The following is a 16936-nucleotide window of genomic DNA, read 5'->3' on the forward strand; positions in this document are numbered from 1 at the left end:
TTTTCTGCACGCGACGCGGCCCGTGGGCCGGTGGTCCGGGTGAGTCCGGCGCGCTATCGGTGCGGTGTCAGGGATTCGATGTACGTGGAGATCGACGCCACCGTCGGGTGGAGGAACATCTGGTCCATGGGGACCTCGGCGCCCAGTTCCTCCAGGAAGGCGCCCTGGATCCGGACCATGATCACGGACTGGCCGCCGAGGGCGAAGAAGTCGTCGTCGGCCGCGATGTCCTCGCGTCCCAGTTCCCGGCACCAGATGGCGCGCACGCTGTCGGCAGTCATCACAGTCCTCGGTTCTTGAGGGCGTCGACCAGCGCCGCGCGGTCGACCTTCCCGTGCGGGCTCAAAGGAATGGCCGCCACCTCGACGAAGCGGGCCGGGACCATGTTGCGCGGCAGGGTCGTAAGGAGGCGGGCGCGCACGGCGTCCTCGGCGAGAGCGCCCGCCTCCGGTACCACGAACGCGGTCAGCTCGGCCTCGCCGGCGTCGGTGTGGGTGACCGCCACGGCGGCCTCGCGCACCTCGGACAGCCTGCCGAGCGCGCGCTCGATGTCGGTGGGGTCGATGCGCATGCCGCGCACCTTGACCTGGGCGTCCATCCGCCCGGCGACGACGAGGTCACCGGCCTCGGTGACCCGGCCCCGGTCGCCGGTGCGGTACAGCCTGACCGGGGTGCCGTCGATCTCGACGGTGGCGAACTTGGTGTTCTCGGGGCCGGCGGCGCCCAGGTAGCCGGCGCCGACACCGGCGCCGGCGATGCAGATCTCGCCGTCCTCCCCCGCCCGCACACCGCGCAGCCGCTCGTCGAGGAGGTGGATGTCGGTGTTGTACGCCGGCCGGCCCACCGGGGCGATGTCGTGCTCGCCGGCCCGGTAGCCGGCGAGGTCGAAGGAGGTGGCCACGTCGGTGCACTCGGCCACGCCGTACTGGTGCAGCAGGGTGCAGGTGTTGCCCTCGCGGCGCATCCAGTCGGTGAGGCGCTCGGGCTTGAGCGCCTCCCCGCCGAAGAGCACGTAGTCCAGGCGGGTGAGGGCGTCGCCGCCGCGCGCGTTCTCCCAGTCGATCAGCACGTACAGGGTGCTGGAGGCGCAGTGCACGACGCGGATGTCGTGCTCGCGCAGGACGCGGTAGGCGAGCATGGCGTCGAAGTTGCGGCTGGCCAGCAGGTGCTGGGTGGCGCCGCAGAACAGCGGTGTCATCAGGGCGCGTTGGGACAGGTCGAACCCGAACGCGCTGACGACGAGGTTGTGCGAGCCGCTGTGCAGGCCGTATTCGAGCCGGAGCCAGTTCATCAGGTTGAACCAGCCCTCGTGGCGCACCGCGGTCAGTTTCGGTGTGCCGGTCGAGCCGGAGGTGAAGACGGCGTAGCAGAGGTCGTCGCCGGTGACGGTGATGCCGGGAGAGGTGGCCGGCAGGCTCGCCAGGTCGTCGGCGAGCTCGTCGAGGTCGACGACGTCGACGGCCGCCGTCTCGACCATGGCGGCCGTGGCCGGGGAGGCCACGATCAGGGCGAGTGAGGGGACCTGGTCCAGCAGGAGCTGGAGCCTGGCGGCCGGGTAGGCCGGGTCGAAGGGCACGTAGGCGGCGCCCGCCTTCAGCGTGCCGAGGATGGCGACGAGCAGGTCGACGGAGTAGTCGAGGCAGAGGCCCACCTTCGCGCCGCGGCCGTGTCCGCGCGCGGTGAGGAAGTGCGCGAACCGGTTGGCCCTCGCGTCCAGTTCGGCGTACGTGACCTGCCGGCCGGCCCGGACGACGGCGACGGCGTCGGGGGTGGCCTGCGCGTGCTCCTCGAACTGCTGGTGGACGACGGGCGCCGAGGGCAGGGCGACCCGCTTTCCCTGAAGGATCATCAACTGACTCCGATATGAAGGGTGTCCGGTGGGACGGGCCGCCGGCCCGCCACGCGGTGCGCGTCCGGGCGGTGCCGCGTTCCGGCGGTACGCGTCCGGGCGGTGCGCCGGTGGGTGGTGCGGTGGGCCGGTGGTGCGCCGGTCGGGTGGTGCCGGGGCCGGTGGGTGATGCCGGCGGGTGGTGCCGGTTCAGGCGGTGCGCCGGCCGGTGGCGGGGCCTTGCGGGTGCCGGCCCGGGGTGGGGCGGCCCGCGGGGTGCCGGTCGGTGGCGAGGCGGTCCGTGGCGAGGCGGTCGGTGGCGGGGCGGTCCGTGGCGGGGCGGTCGGTGGTGTCGAGCGTCCGGGTGACCCACTGGGCGACGGGCAGGCCGTGCGCGGCGGCCGCCCGGGAGTAGTGCTCCAACTGCTCCGCGGACAGCTCGATGGTGAGCGTGGTGACCTGGTGCCGCTGCTCGGTACCGGCCTGGCGCCGTTCGGCGGCGGGCTCGGCGGGGTGGGGCACGTGCGCTTCCCGCTCCCCCGGACCGGGGCTGCTGCCGGGACCGGTGCCGGGGTCGGTGACGGGGTCGGTGGCGGTGGCGGTGCCGGGGTCGGTGGCGTCGCTCTGTGCGGCCAGGCCGGCGCGGACCGCCCTGCGCAGTTCGTTGCGCGACCACTTCTGCTGTTCGGCCCGGCGCAGCCAGTAGTCCTGCTCCGGCGGCGAGAGGCGGGTGACCTCGGCGTGGTGGGCGAAGCTGAGGCTGTCGCGCCGGCGGTGGTGCTCGAAGCGGCGGGCCACCCACGCGTAGTTGCGCAGGGTCTGGTAGTCGAGCCCGGTGCGCTCGATCGCCTCCTTGTAGCGCCGCCACCCGTAGGTGGCCTCACCGTAGAGCAGCCAGTCGGCGAGCCACCACGCGGAGGAGTTCACCAGTTCGCGCAGGTTGGCGCCGATCCGCTCCCAGGACCGCTCCGGCAGGTTGGGAGGCAGGACCATCCCCGATTTCTGCACCGTGGCCTGCGATCCCACGAAGGACAGGACCACGTCGCCCTGCGCCGGCGCACGGCCGGCGTCCACGGGCCCCGGTCCGGGCCTGCCCGCGGTTCTCACAGCCCCCGTCACAGTGTTCAACTCCCCACTCGAAGTGTCTTCCTGGGCGCGGACCGGCCGGGCGGACGACGGTGTCGTCCCGGTCGGGTCCGCGGGAGGGACGGCTCTCAGTCCGCCGCCATGGCCTCCTGCAGGCTCTTGGGCCTCAGGTCGGTCCAGTTCTGCTCGACGTACTCCAGGCACTCGGCCTTGGCCGCCTCACCGAAGACCACACGCCAGCCCGCCGGGACCTCGGCGAACACCGGCCACAGGGAGTGCTGCTCCTCGTCGTTGACGACCACGTAGAAGCGGCCGTCCGCGTCATCGAAGGGGTTCGTGCTCAACAGGGCACCGTCCTTGTCGGTCAGGGGGTGGCTCGGGATTCGGACATCGCCGGCCGGGTGCGCGGAGCACACCGGGCGCGGGTCCGCCTGGCTGTGTGCCCGTCCGGTCGACGGGACATCCGCGCCGTCCGGTCGACAGGACAGCCGGCGCCGGCGGCGGCCCCGGCGATGCCTCGAAACCGTAGGGAGCGCGCCGTCGGCGCTACAAGGGCACCGGCCCCGCCGGCCCCCCGGCGTGCGGCAGCGGCTGCGCGCCGCGGTGATCCTCTGTACCGGGCCGGTTTCCTGTGCCACGATGCCGCGCCCGCGGGCCGGCGGCGCACCTGAGGCCTGCTAGAGGGCCGCCTGACCAGCGGCGGAGTCCCCACGGTGCCGCGTCCGCCCGGCGCGGTCCGGCCCGGCCCGGCCGCGTTCCGGGCACGCAGGGGCGCCCTCGTGGCGTACGGGATCACCCGGCGGGCCGTGCGGCGGGATCACCCGGCGGGCCGTGGGGCGGGGTGGACAGCGGGCCCTCGCTCCCGGCCCCCCTCCCCTGCCCGCGGCGCCGTCCGTCCACGCACCCCCGGCCACCCCTCCGTCCGCGCCCGCCCCTCCGCGCCCGCACGCCCGCATGCGCGCACACCCGCGCGCGCACCCGCGAGGACGGCAGACGGCGTACGACGGACAGCGGGCGGCGGGTGGTGGGCGGCTCGCAGCCGGACGGGGCGCCGGGGACCGGTGAGCCGGTGACCGCGATGACGGGCCATCCCCGGCACTCCCCCAACTCCCTTCCCCTCGACGGTAGAACGACCAATTCCGGCCTCTCGCGGGCGGGGCGGCGAACGGCCGGAGACGCCGTACCTGCGCCTTTTCGGACGTGGCGCCGCCGCACGAGTTGCCCGCGAGCCAAGTGACCTACGGTGCCGCCACGAACCGCACCTGTACGGATCCGGCCAACGTGCGGACACGACGAAGAGACGGGGCAGAGACGATGACGATGCGGAACAGGCCAAGAGCGGGCGTGGTCGCTCTGGCGGCGGTGGCGTTGACGGCCACCGTCCTGACGGGTCCCGCCCGGGCATCGGGTGACACGGCCGCGGGGGCGGCCGGCCATCAGAACACGCAGGCGGCGATCGAGGCGGCCGTCGCGGCGGGTGTCCCCGGCGTGAGCGCCGAGGCACGGGATTCCGCCGGAGTCTGGAAGAGCGCCGTGGGTGTCGGCAACCGGGCGACGGGCGCGCCGCGCGGCAAGAGCGACCGGTTCCGCACCGGCAGCATCACCGACACGTTCGTGGCGGCGGTCCTGCTCCAGATGGAGGCGGAGAGGAAGCTCAGCCTCGACGACCCGGTGGAGCGCTACCTGCCCGGCGTGGTCGGCGGCAACGGCAACGACGGCGGCGCGATCACCGTCCGCCAGTTGCTGAACCACACCAGCGGTCTGTTCGACTACCTCGCCGACGTGTCGTACTACCAGACGTACACCATGGGCGACAGCTTCCTGGCGCACCGCTACGACACCCTGACGGCCCAGCAGCGCCTGCAGGTGGCCTTCTCCCACGCGCCGCTGTTCCAGCCCGGCGCCCGGCACGCGTTCTCCCACACCAACGACCTGCTGGCGGCGCTGATCGTCCAGAAGGTGGCGGGCAGGCCGTACGAGGACGAGGTGCGCCGGCGCATCATCGGGCCGCTGGAGCTGAAGGCGACGTCCAACCCCGGCACGAGCAGTGAGCTGCCCCGGCCGAGCAGCCGCGGCTACTCCAAGCTGTTCTACGACACCCAGCCGGACCGGATCGACGACGTCACCGACCTGAACGGCTCCCAGAACTGGGGCGACGGCGACATCATCTCCAGCGCCCACGACCTGAACCTGTTCTACCGGGCCCTGATGGGCGGCAAGTTGCTGCCGGCGCAGCAGCTCAAGGAGCTGAAGACGACCGTCGTCAATCCCGACCTGCCGATCACGTCGTACGGGCTGGGCGTCGAGAAGCTCACGCTGGGCTGCGGGGACATCTGGTACCACGACGGGGGTGTGGTGGGGTCGCTGACGCTGGCCGCCTTCACCGAGGACGGCCGCCATCAGCTCACCTTCAACTACAACGGCGACTGGGACGCGTCGGGGATCGTCCCCATCCTGAACGCCGAGTTCTGCGGCCAGCCGTCCACGTCCGGCTGACAGCCCGACCGACAGCCCGCTGACAGCCCGAGGAGACCCGGCCGGAACCCGGCCGGGTCTCGCGTCGCAGGGCGCGCCGTCACGGAGCATTAACTCCCGCCCCATTGCAACAATGGGGGTTACTGACGTTGCATTACATTCAGGCCCGTTGCAACAATTGGGCGCAGTTGAGCTGGAGTTATAAGGGTGATGCGCAACAGACTTGTTGCCAGATCACTGAACGCAACGTAGCGTTTTCTGCATCGGAAAACACGAGCCTGAGGAGCCACCGATGCAGAAGACCGAGTACGCGACGCAGAGGTTCGACACCCCCTCCCCCATCCGCGCCGAGGTGGACATCCCCGCCGGACGCATCCGGTTCATCGCCGCCGACCGGGCCGACACCGTCGTCGAGGTCCGCCCCGCCGACCCGGCCAAGAACCGCGACGTGAAGGCGGCCGGGGCGGTCGAAACCGCCTTCGGTGACGGCATCCTGCGGATCGGGGCCGCGCCGGCGGCCCGCAAACTCCTCGGGCACCCGGGGTCCGTCGAGGTCACGGTCATGCTGCCCGCCGGCTCCGGGGTCGAGGCGAAGGCGGCCGCCGCCGAGTTCCGCGGCGTGGGACGCCTCGGCGACGTCGCCTTCACGGGCGGCCACCGCTCGGTCAAGATCGACGAGGCCGCGAGCGCCCGCATCGACGCCCACGACGGCGAGGTCTTCCTCGGCCGCCTCGACGGCCCCGCCGAGATCGGCGTCCACAAGGGCGGCATCCGCATCGAGGAGGCCGCGCGCGGCACGGTCACCCTCAGCGTCCAGCACGGCGACATCACGGTGGGCGCCGCCCGCGGCGTCTCCGCCTCCCTGGACGCCCGGACCGGCTACGGACGCATCGACAACTCCCTGCGCAACAACGGCACATGCGACCTGGACCTCCACGCCGCCACCGCCTACGGCGACATCACCGCCCGCAGCCTGTGACCGCCCACGGCCCCGAAGGAGCACCCCTGATGAGCACCGTGGCCATCGCGGCGAGCGGGCTGCGCAAGTCCTACGGCGACAAGACCGTCCTGGACGGCATCGACCTGGCCGTCGAGGAGGGCACGGTCTTCTCCCTGCTCGGCCCGAACGGCGCCGGCAAGACGACGGCCGTCAAGATCCTCTCCACCCTGATCCGCGCCGACGCCGGCGAGCTGCGCGTCGGCGGCCACGACCCGGCCCGGGAGGCGCGGGCCGTACGCGCCGCGATCGGCGTCACCGGCCAGTTCTCCGCCGTCGACAACCTGATCACCGGTGAGGAGAACATGCTCCTGATGGCCGACCTGCACCACCTGCCCAAGGCGGAGGGCCGGCGGGTCAGCGCCGAACTCCTGGAGCGCTTCGACCTCACCGAGGCCGCACAGAAGCCCGCCTCCACCTACTCCGGCGGCATGAAGCGCCGCCTGGACATCGCCATGACCCTGGTCGGCGGCCCCCGCATCATCTTCCTCGACGAACCGACCACCGGTCTCGACCCCCGCTCGCGCCACACCATGTGGGGCATCGTCCGCGAGCTCGTCTCCGGCGGCACCACCGTGTTCCTGACCACCCAGTACCTGGAGGAGGCCGACCAGCTCGCCGACCGGATCGCCGTGCTGAACAACGGCAGGATCGCCGCCGAAGGCACCGCCGCGGAACTCAAGCGGCTGATCCCGGGCGGGCACATCCGGCTCCGCTTCACCGACCCCGCCGCCTACCGGTCGGCCGCCACCACGCTGCGCGGGGCCACCCGGGACGACCAGGCGCTGGCGCTGCAGATCGTCAGCGACGGCACCCAGCGCGAACTCCACTCCATCCTCGACTGGCTGGCCGCGACGGACATCGAGGCCGACGAACTGACCGTGCACACCCCCGACCTCGACGACGTCTTCTTCGCCCTCACCGACAGCGGCCAACCGCCCGGCCGGCCGGGCCGGCCCGACCGGCCCACGGAGACCCTGCGCTGAGCTCCCCCTCCCCCGCCGTTCTCCCGGCGGGAAATACGGACGCCCTTCACCGAAGACGGCTTCACCGGCCGGCGGGCGCCATGCCAACGGCAGCCTTCATCGACCGGTGGAATTCATCGACCGGTGGACGTCATCGACCGGTGGACACAATTGACCGGGCGGGATTCATCGGCCAATGGGATTCATTCGGCCCGGAAGTTCGACGTGCAACCGTTCGAGTGCCGCTCCGGTGCCACCCCAGGCGGCGCTGCGACGCTTATCGACGGTTATATGCACCGTTCTTTGGAGGCATGATGGCGCATCAGGCCGGTCAGACCGCGGGGTCGCACGGCGGCACGGCGACCACCGTCCCGCAGGCGACGCCGCGGCAGGCGCGCGCCACGGCGTCCGCGCCGCGCCGGGTCCCGGTGCTGACGACCAAGGTGGGCCTGCAGATGCCCGCCAAGATGGCCTACGACGAGTGGGAGCGGGCCGGCCGGCAGCTCGCCGACGTCCTCGACTCGTCCTCCTGGTGGCTGGGCGACTGGATGGTCTACGGCAAGGACCACTACACCGACCGCTACCAGCGCGGGATACGCGCCGCCGGACTGTCGTACCAGACCCTGCGCAACTACGCGTGGGTCTCACGGCGTTTCGACCTCACCCGGCGCCGCTCCGCCCTCAGCTTCCAGCACCACGCCGAGCTGGCCTCCATGCCGGTCGCGGACCAGGAGCTCTGGCTCGACCGCGCCGAACAGCGGCAGTGGACCACCAAGCAGTTGCGCGGCGCCCTGCGCGCCGCGCGCCAGGGCGATCAGCAGCCGGCCGCTCCCGCCGTGCCGGGCCGCCGCCTGGAGGTTCCCGGCAGCCGTCTGGAGTGGTGGCACCAGGCCGCCCAGCAACTGGGCGTCGACTTCGAGCAGTGGGTGATGGCCACGCTGGACAGCGCGGCCGCGACTGCCCTGGAGGCGCTCGGCACCGCGCCGGAGCGCCCCGAGGCGGCCGGACTCAAGGGCGTGCAGGACCTGCAGGACAGGCTGGACAGGAACGTGCAGGACGGCAACGTGCAGGACATGAAGGGGACCGCCGAGCAGCGGACCCGGCCGGTGGCCATCAGCGCCTGAGGCCGCCCGCGCCGGGTGCCGCCGGCGTCTCAGGGCAGCCGGTTCATCAGCCCGGCGACCTCGCGCTTGTACGTGCACCCGCTCTGCCCGAACGAGGTCTGGACCCGCTCGCGCACCTCGCCCGGCTGTTCCTGGCTGAGCTTGAACATGCCCTCGGCGCCCGTGACCGTGAACCGGAAGGCCCCGACGGCGGGCACGATCTGGCGGAAGTAGCCGAGCGATTCGGTCATGTCCCAGCCGTCGCCGAACGCCTTCTCGAAGGCGCGCACGGTGGACTGCACCACCTCCAGCGTCTCCTCGGTCGAGTCGATCTTCTCCACCACGCCCCGGACATGCACCGCGGTGAAGTTCCACGTGGGGGCGGCCGGGGTCTTCTCGTACACCGTGGGTGACACGTAGGAGTGCGGGCCGGTGAACGTCAGCAGCAGCACGTCGCCCGACCGCAGCGCCGCCCAGTGCGGGTTGGCCCGGTTCATGTGCCCGAGCAGCGTGACCCCCCGCAGCCCGTCGCCGGCGTCGTCGGCGTCCCCGGAGGCGTCCGGGGCTTCCGTGACATCGGGGGCGTCGGGGGCGTCGGGGGCGAAGATGACCGGCAGGTGCGTGGCGAAGGGACCGCTGTCGGGGCTGCCGTTCGTCACCGCGAGGGCCAGGGGGTTGTCGCGGATCAGATCCGCCGTCCAGGAATTATTCGGCTCGCGATAAAAGCGGGGCACGAACATTCGCATTCTCCTTTTCGGAAATCGGCCTGTTTCGAGGTCCCCGACCGTACGGCCGTCCTGCCCGACAGGACAATGCTTCCACATTCCGGGGACCTGGAGAAGGTCTGAAGAAGTCCTGCAGAAGTCCTCGAGCGGTCTTCGATTATTCTTCGAGAAACGCTCCGAAAAACACCTCTGCCGCACCCCGTTCCCGCATTTCCGCGCACCCGGTGGCGCACACGGGCCGGCACCCGCACGGCACCGGCCGCGCGACGGGACCGGCACCGGCGACGGGACGCACCGCCACGAGCGGGAGCACGACGAGCACGGGCACCGGGCACCGGGCACCGGGCACCGGGCACCGGGCACCGGCAGTATCGGGCGGCGCCGGGCGGTGCGAGGCAAGGGTTCCCCGCCGCCGCGGGCCGAAGTCACCTCTCCCACCAGCGACTCCGCCACCACTCCAGCGTCACGAGACCGGATCTCAGGATCGCCTTGCCAACATCATGGCAAGGTTTTGCCAAGCCGGAAGGCGTTGTGGGCCACCGGGTTGATTTCCAGACGCATCGGGAGCATTCACATGGAGACAACGGGCAGGCGGAGCGAAGAGGTCTACGACGTGGTCGGTATCGGGTTCGGCCCGTCCAACCTGTCGCTCGCCATCGCTCTGGAAGAGCACGGGGCGAGCACTCCGCAGCATCCGGTCACCGCCCACTTCTTCGAGCGGCAGCCCGCCTTCGGCTGGCACCGGAACATGCTGCTGCCGTCGACGACCATGCAGATCTCGTTCCTCAAGGACCTGGCGACGTACCGGAATCCGCTGTCCCGGTACAGCTTCGTCTCGTATCTGCACGCCTCGGACCGGCTGGTGCAGTTCGTGAACAACCAGGACTTCTTCCCCACCCGCCAGGAGTTCCACCAGTACCTGGAGTGGGCGGCCGCCGATCTGGGCGACCGGGTCACCTACGGCGCCGAGGTCACCTCGATCCGGCCCGTCACCGAGGCCGCGGCGCCGTCCTGCGACCTCCTGGAGGTCGAGGTGCGCACCGGCGACGGCGGCACCCGCGTGGTCGCCGCACGCAACGTGGTCATCTCGACCGGCCTGGTGCCCAGGCTGCCGGAGGGCGTGCGCTCCGACGAACGGGTGTGGCACAGCTCGGAGTTCCTCGCCAGGTTCGACGCGCAGGACCCGAAGGACCTCAAGAGCGTGGCGGTGGTCGGCGCCGGCCAGAGCGCGGCCGAGATCGTCCGGTTCTTCCACGACGCGCTGCCGCACGCCCAGGTCAGCGCCGTCGTCCCGTCCTACGGCTACGCCATCGCCGACGACACGCCCTTCGCCAACCAGGTGTTCGACCCCGACGCGGTCGACGACCACTACTTCGGCACCGAGCAGGCCAGGGACGCCTTCTGGCGCTACCACCGCAACACCAACTACTCGGTGGTCGACTCCGACGTCATCCGGGACCTGTACCGGCGCAGCTACGACGAACGGGTGCGCGGCACCGAACGGCTGCGCTTCCGCAACCTCACCCGGGTCACCGACGTCAAGCGCGCCGGGAACGAGACGCGGGTGGGCCTGCGCTCGCTGCTCGACGACCGTACCGAGGAACTCGCCGTCGACGCGCTGGTGTTCGCCACCGGCTACGACAACCTCGACCCCGCCCGCCTGCTCGGCGACTTCGACGGCCACTTCCTGCGCGACGCGGCGGGCCGGCACCAGGTGGAGCGCGACTACCGCCTGCTGAGCGCGTCCGGGCTCAAGAGCGGGGTCTACCTCCAGGGCGGCACCGAGCACACCCACGGACTGTCCTCGGCCCTGCTGTCGAACATCGCGGTCCGCAGCGGCGAGATCGCCGACTCGATCGTGCTGCGGCGCACCGAACGGGAACTGGGCCGCACCACCGCCGCCCGGGCCACCCGCTCGGCCGCCTGAAGCACCGGGCCCGGCCGCTGTCTTGTTGACAGGACGTGACCTCGCGGCAGGACACTCGAGAACCCGCGCGCGAGAGCGCGCCGCGCCCCCTCGGGCCGGGCGGAGTTCACCGTCCCAGGAACCCGCAGCACAGCCAAGTCCTTTCGTGCAGCTTTCCAGCGCATGTCCACCGGTCATGGGGTCCAGCCCCGCGACCGGGGCCCCCACAGAAGGAGTCGTGACCCATGAGCGCCAATTCCCCGGTCGGCGGCCTCGTTCGGCGGGCGAGGGTCTCATGACCGTCAGCGTGCAGCAGGCCCAGGCCAAGGCCCGCTCCCTCGGCGACGCCCTGCCGTGGCTGGCCCGTCACCAGGGCCGGACGGTCGTCGTCAAACTGGGCGGACACGCCATGGTCGACGCGGACCTCACGGCGGCCTTCGCCCGCGACGTCGTCTTCCTGCGCTACGCCGGGCTGCGGCCCGTGGTGGTGCACGGAGGCGGCCCCCAGATCGACGCCGAGCTCGAACGGCGCGGCATGAAACGCGAGTTCGCCGCGGGCCTGCGCGTCACCTCGCCGGCGGCGATGGACGTCGTACGCATGGTCCTGGCCGGGCAGGTGCAGCGCGAGCTGGTCGGGCTGATCAACCGTCACGGCCCGCTCGCCGTCGGTATGACCGGCGAGGACGCCGACACCCTGACCGCGGTGCGGCACGTGCCGTGGATCGAGGGGGAACCCGTCGACGTCGGCAGGGTCGGCGACATCACCGGCGTGGACACCACCACCCTGGACGGCCTGCTGGCCGCCGGCCGGATCCCGGTGGTCTCGCCGCTGGCCCGCAGTGTCGAGGACGGCCTGGTCTACAACGTCAACGCCGATACCGTGGCCGCGGCGCTGGCGACCGCGCTCGGGGCCCACGCGCTCGTCATGCTCACCGACGTGGCGGGGCTGTGCGCGGGCTGGCCGCACCGGGCCGAGGTCATCCCGCGGCTGACGGCCGACGAACTGGAAAAGCTCCTGCCGGAACTGAGCGAGGGCATGGTGCCCAAGATGGCCGGCTGCCTGGCGGCGGTACGGGGCGGGGTGGGCGCGGCCCGGGTGATCGACGGGCGCGTCCCGCACTCGGTCCTGCTGGAGATGTTCACCGACGACGGGATCGGGACGGTGATCGTGCCGGACCCGGACGATCAGGAGGTCCTGGCGTGAACGAGCAGTGGCACCAGCGACAGCAGCCGCCCGCCGGTCCGGCGGGGACCCTGGGGCCGCCCCCGGGCACCGGGCACCCCCCGCAGCCGGCCGTGCTCGTGCACGAGCTGGTCGCCGTGGCCGCGGCGGGCGGGGCGCGGGCCGAAAAGTGCGCGCGCCGTCTCGCCGCCTCGCTGCCGCCCCGGGCCCGGTCCGTGCTGCTGGACGCCCTGGCCGAGGCGGACACCCCGGCCGAGGCGGCGGGCCCGCCGACCGGGGAGGACGGCCCGTACGGGGACGAGGGCGGTGACGCGCTCTCCTTGGGCGGACCCGAGCACCCGCTGCCCGCGGCCCGCTCCCATCTGAGCCTGCTGCCCGCCTACCGGGCAGCGGGGCCGGACCCGCAGACCGGCACCGGTGACGGGGGGTGGCCCGAGCCGCGTAGCGGGCCGCCGGCCGCCGTCATCCGGCTGCGGTTCGCCGACGCGATCGCGCTGGAGCGGGCCGGCGCCTGCTTCGAGGGTGCCTGCGGCGACCCGGTCACGGGCACCCTGCAGATCCCCGCGGACGCCGGCGTCGAGGCGGTGCGGGCCGTGCTCGCGGCCCTCGACGCGGCGGCCCTGGCACCCGAGTCGTTCACCGTGCACTCGAACGAACTCGACGACGTCTTCGCCGCGTTCACCGGCCTGCTCTGACCGCGCCGGGCCCGGGGCCGTGCGCCGCCGGGCGGCGGTGGTCCGGGTGTCAGGTGCCCGGGTCCTGTTCCCGGATGCCGCGCAGCAGGCGGGCCTGGTCCTCGACCAGTCGGTCGATCCGGGTCTGGAGGCGTGCCACCTCGGCCGCCAGGTCCGGGCGGTGCGGATCCGCGGGGGCCAGGGTGGGGCAGTGGTTGAGGACCGCCTCCAGGCGGCGGCGCAGCGCCGGGCCCGGTTCCACGCCCAGGGTGCCCAGAAGGCGGCGGCGGGCGCGTTCGTAGACGCCGAGGGCCTCGGACTGCCGGCCGCACCGGTACAGGGCGAGCATCAGCAGGTCGTAGAGGCGTTCGCGCAGCGGGTGGGCGGCGGTGAGGCGTTCCAGGTCGCTGACGGTCTCGGCGTGGCGGCCGCAGTTCAGGCTCGCCTCGTACAGGGCTTCCAGGGTGGTCAGGCGCGCTTCCTCCAGGCGGTCGGCCTCGGCCGTGCACAGCGGGCCGTGGCAGGAGTCCTGCAGGGCCGTGCCCTGCCACAGCGCGAGTGCCTGGCCCAGGAGCCGGGTGGCGTGGCGGGGGTCGCCGGGGGCGGTGGCGCGGCCCTGGCCGGACAGGCGGGTGAAGCGGGCGGCGTCGGTGGAGGCCCGGCCGAGGCTGAGCAGGTATCCGGTGGGCAGGGTGCTGATCCACTCGTGGCCGGGGGCGGGCAGCAGCCGGCGCAGCCGGGCGACGTGGGTGTGCAGGGCGCTGGGGGCGTTGGCGGGGGGCCGGTCGCCCCACAGTTCCTCCACCAGGCGGTCCACGGAGAGCTGTTCGCCGGCGTGGACGACGAGGGTGGCGAGCAGGGCCCGCTGTTTGGGTCCGGCGGGGGTGATGCCGGTTTGGGTGAGCCGGTTGTGGACGGCCACCGGTCCCAGCAGCCGGAACTCGGTCGCCTCGACGGTCTCGGCGACCGAGGCCGCCCCGGTGGCCTCGCCGGCCCCGGTGGCCCCGGTGGCTCCGGTGGCTCCGGTGGCTCCGGTGGCTCCGGTGGCTCCGGTGGCCCGCACGGTGCGGGTGCGGGTGGGTGCGGTGGGGGCGGGTGCGGGGAGGTCCAGGACGCTCATCGGGCGGCCGTGGACGGTGCGCGGGTGGCCAGTTGGGCGCGGCGTACGTCGTCCTGGATCTGTGCGGCGACCGCGGGAAGGTGGTCCTGGAAGTAGAAGTGGCCGCCGTCGAAGAGGTGCCGGCCCAGGAAGTGCTCGGTGACCTCGGCCCAGCCGTCCAGGCGGTGGGGCGGGGCCACCTGGTCGAGGGTGCCGCCGAACACGGACAGCGGGACGGGCAGCGGCGCGGTCAGGGGCGGGGTGCGCCAGGTCTCGCTCATGCGCAGGTCGGCGCGGATGGTCGGTTCGAACAGTTCCCACAGTTCGTCGTGGTCCATGACCTCGGCGGGGGTGCCGCCCATGGTGGTCAGCTCGTGGCGCAGTGCGGTGTCGCTCAGCAGGTGGCGGCGCACCGGGTCGCCGTCGGGGTGCAGGGTGCCGCGGGCGGACACGCCGAGCCAGAGGGGGGGTGTGCGGCCCTGGTCGAGGAGGCGGCGGGTCAGTTCGTAGGCGACCAGTCCGCCCATGCTGTGCCCGAAGAAGGCGTAGGGGCCGCTCAGCCGGGTGTCGAGTTCGTGCAGGAAGTGGTCGAGCAGGGCGCCGGCGTCGCGCAGCGCGGGGCGCCGGTCGCGGGGGCCGCGGCCCGGTGCGTCGGGGATCTGCACGTCCCAGTGGGCGGGGAAGCAGGAGGTCCAGTCGCGGTAGGCCAGGTGCGAACCGCCGGAGTGGTGGAACACGAACAGGCGCAGCTTCGGCTCTTCCGCCTTGTGCATGAGAACTCCATCGAGAGGACACTCGCCCGTCCGGTCCGCCGCGAACGGGTCCGGACCGGGGTGGAATGGGGACGATAGCGGCGTCCGGGCCGTGGGGCCCGCTGTCCTGAGCGGGCCTCGAACCGCTCTCGAGTGCGTGTGGACGTGCCTGCTCCCGCGTCGACGCGCCCGCCCTCGTCGGGACGGCAGGCGGGCGCGGACGGGGAGGAGGATGTGCGTGTACGACGTTAGGCGGGCGGGGTCCTCACGTCTCGTGTGCTGGACGGAACGTCGAGTTCGGCTGCAGCGGCCGTGGGCCGGGGTTCAGGCGAGGTCGTCGCGGGTGACGTGGCGGTGCGTGATGCGCCACTGGCCGCCGGAGCGGACCAGGACGTCCTGCATGACGTACACGTGCAGGGCCTTGGGGCGGCCCTGGCCGGGGGTGGTGTGGACCAGGGCGGAGCAGCGGGTGTGCAGCGAGCCGTCCTTCTGCGGGTGTACGTCGAGGAGGCCGACCCAGTGCTGCAGGCGGTCTCCGGCCCGCCGCCGGTGGGCGGCGCCGGCCCGTACGTAGCCGGGCAGGGCGGTGCGGGCCTTGAGCGGTGCGGGCAGTGCGGGCAGGTGCAGGACGGCGTCCTCGGCGAAGGTCTCGGCCCAGCGCCCGGTGTCGTGGGTGTCCAGCAGCCGCATCTGGTGTGCGTAGAAGTGCTGTGCCTGCGCGTACAGGGCGGCGAACTCCTGTGCGGGCGGGGCGGGGTGGGTGGTGTCCGCGAGTTCGACGGTCATGTGCGAGGCCTCCGCTTCTGCGTCCGCGTCAGACCGTGCCCTGCGGCTCGGGGGCCGGTTCGGGGCGGGGTGTGGGCTGCGAGGTGGGGGCCGGGCCGGGGGCGGGTGCCGGGCCGGGGAGGGTGCGGCGGGCGTGGGTGACGGCGGGGCCGATGGCCGCGGTGCCGGCCAGGAAGAGGGCGGCCAGGGCGAGCCAGCCCAGGGCGTCGTGGCCGACGACGAGGAAGGTGACCAGGGCGGGGCCGAGGGTGGCCTGGATGACCATGTGCAGGTGGAAGGCGCCGAGGTATTCGCCGCGTGCGTGCTCGGGGGCCAGTCCGAAGCCCAGGCCGAAGCCGCTGGCGGCCTGCCACAGTTCGGCGAGGGTGAACAGCAGGACCGCGCCGAGGGTGATCGCGGCGGTGGCGGCGGATCCGGTGAGGGTTCCCGCCGCCAGGGCGGCGCAGGCCAGCATGCTGACGGCGCCGGATCTGCGGGCGGCGCGGACGGAGCCGTCCAGGCTCTCCGAGCCGCGGGCCGCCGCCACCTGGAAGAGGACCACCAGGACGGTGTTGACGGCCAGGATCAACGGGACCAGGGCGCGCGGCAGGTCGGTGTTGCGGACGATCCACAGCGGTATGCCGGCCAGCAGGACGGCGCTGTGCAGGGCGAGCAGGCTGGAGGAGCCGATGACGCCGAGGAAGGGCAGGTCGCGCAGGACCCGCAGGGGCTGGGAGCCGGCGGCGGCCCGGGCGTCGTTGGCGGGCAGTCTCAGCACCAGGGCGGCGGCCGCCAGGAAGGTCAGGCCGTTGCCGAGCGGCAGCAGGGCCAGGGTGTCGCGGCCCAGGGAGATCAGCGCGGCCGCGGTCAGCGCGCCGGCCGAGAAGCCGGCGTTGAACAGGGAGCGCAGGGCCGCACGGGCCCTGACGCGTTCGCCGTCCGGGACGAGTTCGGCGATCAGCGCGCCGAACGCCGGTCCGCAGCCGTACTCCAGGGCGCCGGTCAGGACGACCACCGGGAAGTAGACGGCGGGCGAGTGCACCGCCGGGTAGAGGGTGTAGGCGCCGGCCAGGAGGAACAGCAGGACGGCGAGCAGGCGGCGGGCGCCCGCGGTGTCGGTCATCCGGCCGAAGACGAGGCTGGCCACGAAGCCGCTGAGGCCGGCCAGGGACAGGCCCAGGCCGACCGTGGTGGCGGGCAGGCCGGCCACGGTGACGAAGTAGACCGCGGAGCCGGCCATGAACAGGCCGTTGCCGAGGCTGTCGACGAAGTGCAGCGCGCCAAGCGTGCGGGCCGGGCCGCGCAGTGGGGAGAACGTGCGCTTCAGGAGCGTTTTCACGGGCGGTGGGTCCCATCCTTGAGGTGGTCCGGGTCGGTG

Annotated in this window: 16 protein-coding genes; 7 read left to right on the forward strand and 9 right to left on the reverse strand. The window is 72.9% G+C overall.

Translation table 11 applies throughout. The features are described from left to right. Positions 1-53: 53 nt before the first annotated feature. From ACZ4TO_RS29040 to ACZ4TO_RS29055, 4 genes are all read right to left on the reverse strand, one after another. Positions 54-281 carry an acyl carrier protein gene (locus tag ACZ4TO_RS29040; protein WP_382778235.1) on the reverse strand — a complete coding sequence of 76 codons (228 nt, stop codon included), beginning with the start codon at positions 279-281 and terminating at the stop codon, positions 54-56. After that, complete coding sequence (locus ACZ4TO_RS29045) at positions 281-1849, reverse strand: amino acid adenylation domain-containing protein (RefSeq protein WP_468025643.1); 1569 nt, start codon at positions 1847-1849, stop codon at positions 281-283. The genes ACZ4TO_RS29040 and ACZ4TO_RS29045 overlap by 1 nt, the downstream gene beginning before the upstream one ends. Before the next feature lie 189 nt (positions 1850-2038). Then, complete coding sequence (locus tag ACZ4TO_RS29050; RefSeq protein ID WP_468025644.1) at positions 2039-2902, reverse strand: LmbU family transcriptional regulator; 864 nt, start codon at positions 2900-2902, stop codon at positions 2039-2041. Positions 2903-3042: 140 nt separating this feature from the next. Then, positions 3043-3258, reverse strand: coding sequence for an MbtH family protein (locus tag ACZ4TO_RS29055; RefSeq protein WP_328443621.1), 216 nt, complete (start codon positions 3256-3258; stop codon positions 3043-3045). Positions 3259-4258: 1000 nt separating this feature from the next. On the opposite strand from ACZ4TO_RS29055, the gene ACZ4TO_RS29060 reads away from it, so the two are divergent. The 4 genes from ACZ4TO_RS29060 to ACZ4TO_RS29075 all read left to right on the forward strand — a co-directional run bounded on the left by ACZ4TO_RS29060 (position 4259) and on the right by ACZ4TO_RS29075 (position 8475). Then, positions 4259-5410 (forward strand): serine hydrolase domain-containing protein, encoded by a 1152-nt coding sequence (locus ACZ4TO_RS29060; RefSeq protein WP_451076330.1) that lies wholly within the window; start codon positions 4259-4261, stop codon positions 5408-5410. 271 nt (positions 5411-5681) lie between these two features. Then, a complete protein-coding gene (locus ACZ4TO_RS29065; RefSeq protein ID WP_382778239.1) occupies positions 5682-6368 on the forward strand; it encodes a DUF4097 family beta strand repeat-containing protein in 687 nt (228 codons plus the stop codon). Between the two features lie 29 nt (positions 6369-6397). After that, a complete protein-coding gene (locus ACZ4TO_RS29070; protein WP_468025645.1) occupies positions 6398-7372 on the forward strand; it encodes an ATP-binding cassette domain-containing protein in 975 nt (324 codons plus the stop codon). A 290-nt stretch (positions 7373-7662) separates the two neighbouring features. Further along, on the forward strand, positions 7663-8475 hold the full coding sequence (locus ACZ4TO_RS29075; RefSeq protein ID WP_468025646.1) for an LmbU family transcriptional regulator: 813 nt from the start codon (positions 7663-7665) through the stop codon (positions 8473-8475). Positions 8476-8504: 29 nt separating this feature from the next. Here the strand turns inward: ACZ4TO_RS29075 and ACZ4TO_RS29080 are convergent, their stop codons facing one another. After that, positions 8505-9194: an FMN-binding negative transcriptional regulator gene (locus ACZ4TO_RS29080; RefSeq protein ID WP_385042065.1), complete on the reverse strand. Its 690-nt coding sequence runs from the start codon at positions 9192-9194 to the stop codon at positions 8505-8507. 559 nt (positions 9195-9753) lie between these two features. On the opposite strand from ACZ4TO_RS29080, the gene ACZ4TO_RS29085 reads away from it, so the two are divergent. The 3 genes from ACZ4TO_RS29085 (at position 9754) to ACZ4TO_RS29095 (ending at position 12963) form a co-directional block, all read left to right on the forward strand. Further along, positions 9754-11106: a lysine N(6)-hydroxylase/L-ornithine N(5)-oxygenase family protein gene (locus tag ACZ4TO_RS29085; protein ID WP_468025647.1), complete on the forward strand. Its 1353-nt coding sequence runs from the start codon at positions 9754-9756 to the stop codon at positions 11104-11106. 274 nt (positions 11107-11380) lie between these two features. Next, a complete protein-coding gene (gene argB, locus ACZ4TO_RS29090) occupies positions 11381-12289 on the forward strand; it encodes an acetylglutamate kinase (RefSeq protein WP_468025648.1) in 909 nt (302 codons plus the stop codon). Further along, complete coding sequence (locus ACZ4TO_RS29095) at positions 12286-12963, forward strand: hypothetical protein (protein ID WP_468025649.1); 678 nt, start codon at positions 12286-12288, stop codon at positions 12961-12963. Before argB ends, ACZ4TO_RS29095 begins: the two co-directional genes overlap by 4 nt. Positions 12964-13012: 49 nt before the next feature. Here ACZ4TO_RS29095 and ACZ4TO_RS29100 read toward each other — a convergent pair whose 3' ends face one another. The 4 genes from ACZ4TO_RS29100 to ACZ4TO_RS29115 all read right to left on the reverse strand — a co-directional run bounded on the left by ACZ4TO_RS29100 (position 13013) and on the right by ACZ4TO_RS29115 (position 16897). Beyond that, positions 13013-14062, reverse strand: coding sequence for an AfsR/SARP family transcriptional regulator (locus ACZ4TO_RS29100; protein WP_468025650.1), 1050 nt, complete (start codon positions 14060-14062; stop codon positions 13013-13015). Then, on the reverse strand, positions 14059-14814 hold the full coding sequence (locus ACZ4TO_RS29105) for a thioesterase II family protein (RefSeq protein ID WP_382778248.1): 756 nt from the start codon (positions 14812-14814) through the stop codon (positions 14059-14061). The genes ACZ4TO_RS29100 and ACZ4TO_RS29105 overlap by 4 nt, the downstream gene beginning before the upstream one ends. A gap of 303 nt (positions 14815-15117) precedes the next feature. Next, a complete protein-coding gene (locus tag ACZ4TO_RS29110; RefSeq protein ID WP_468025651.1) occupies positions 15118-15579 on the reverse strand; it encodes a nuclear transport factor 2 family protein in 462 nt (153 codons plus the stop codon). A gap of 28 nt (positions 15580-15607) precedes the next feature. Next, a complete protein-coding gene (locus tag ACZ4TO_RS29115; protein ID WP_468025652.1) occupies positions 15608-16897 on the reverse strand; it encodes an MFS transporter in 1290 nt (429 codons plus the stop codon). Positions 16898-16936: the final 39 nt, after the last annotated feature.

Source organism: Streptomyces sp. NPDC028298, from assembly GCF_055565895.1.

Excerpts from the sequence above, each read along its gene's own strand:
- ACZ4TO_RS29080 (WP_385042065.1), bottom strand. The coding sequence starts at position 9,194 with ATGTTCGTGCCCCGCTTTTATCGCGAGCCGAATAATTCCTGGACGGCG.
- ACZ4TO_RS29105 (WP_382778248.1), bottom strand. The coding sequence starts at position 14,814 with ATGCACAAGGCGGAAGAGCCGAAGCTGCGCCTGTTCGTGTTCCACCAC.
- ACZ4TO_RS29110 (WP_468025651.1), bottom strand. The coding sequence starts at position 15,579 with ATGACCGTCGAACTCGCGGACACCACCCACCCCGCCCCGCCCGCACAG.
- ACZ4TO_RS29045 (WP_468025643.1), bottom strand. The coding sequence starts at position 1,849 with ATGATCCTTCAGGGAAAGCGGGTCGCCCTGCCCTCGGCGCCCGTCGTC.
- ACZ4TO_RS29100 (WP_468025650.1), bottom strand. The coding sequence starts at position 14,062 with ATGAGCGTCCTGGACCTCCCCGCACCCGCCCCCACCGCACCCACCCGC.
- ACZ4TO_RS29085 (WP_468025647.1), top strand. The coding sequence starts at position 9,754 with ATGGAGACAACGGGCAGGCGGAGCGAAGAGGTCTACGACGTGGTCGGT.
- ACZ4TO_RS29070 (WP_468025645.1), top strand. The coding sequence starts at position 6,398 with ATGAGCACCGTGGCCATCGCGGCGAGCGGGCTGCGCAAGTCCTACGGC.
- ACZ4TO_RS29065 (WP_382778239.1), top strand. The coding sequence starts at position 5,682 with ATGCAGAAGACCGAGTACGCGACGCAGAGGTTCGACACCCCCTCCCCC.
- ACZ4TO_RS29040 (WP_382778235.1), bottom strand. The coding sequence starts at position 281 with ATGACTGCCGACAGCGTGCGCGCCATCTGGTGCCGGGAACTGGGACGC.
- argB (WP_468025648.1), top strand. The coding sequence starts at position 11,381 with ATGACCGTCAGCGTGCAGCAGGCCCAGGCCAAGGCCCGCTCCCTCGGC.
- ACZ4TO_RS29075 (WP_468025646.1), top strand. The coding sequence starts at position 7,663 with ATGATGGCGCATCAGGCCGGTCAGACCGCGGGGTCGCACGGCGGCACG.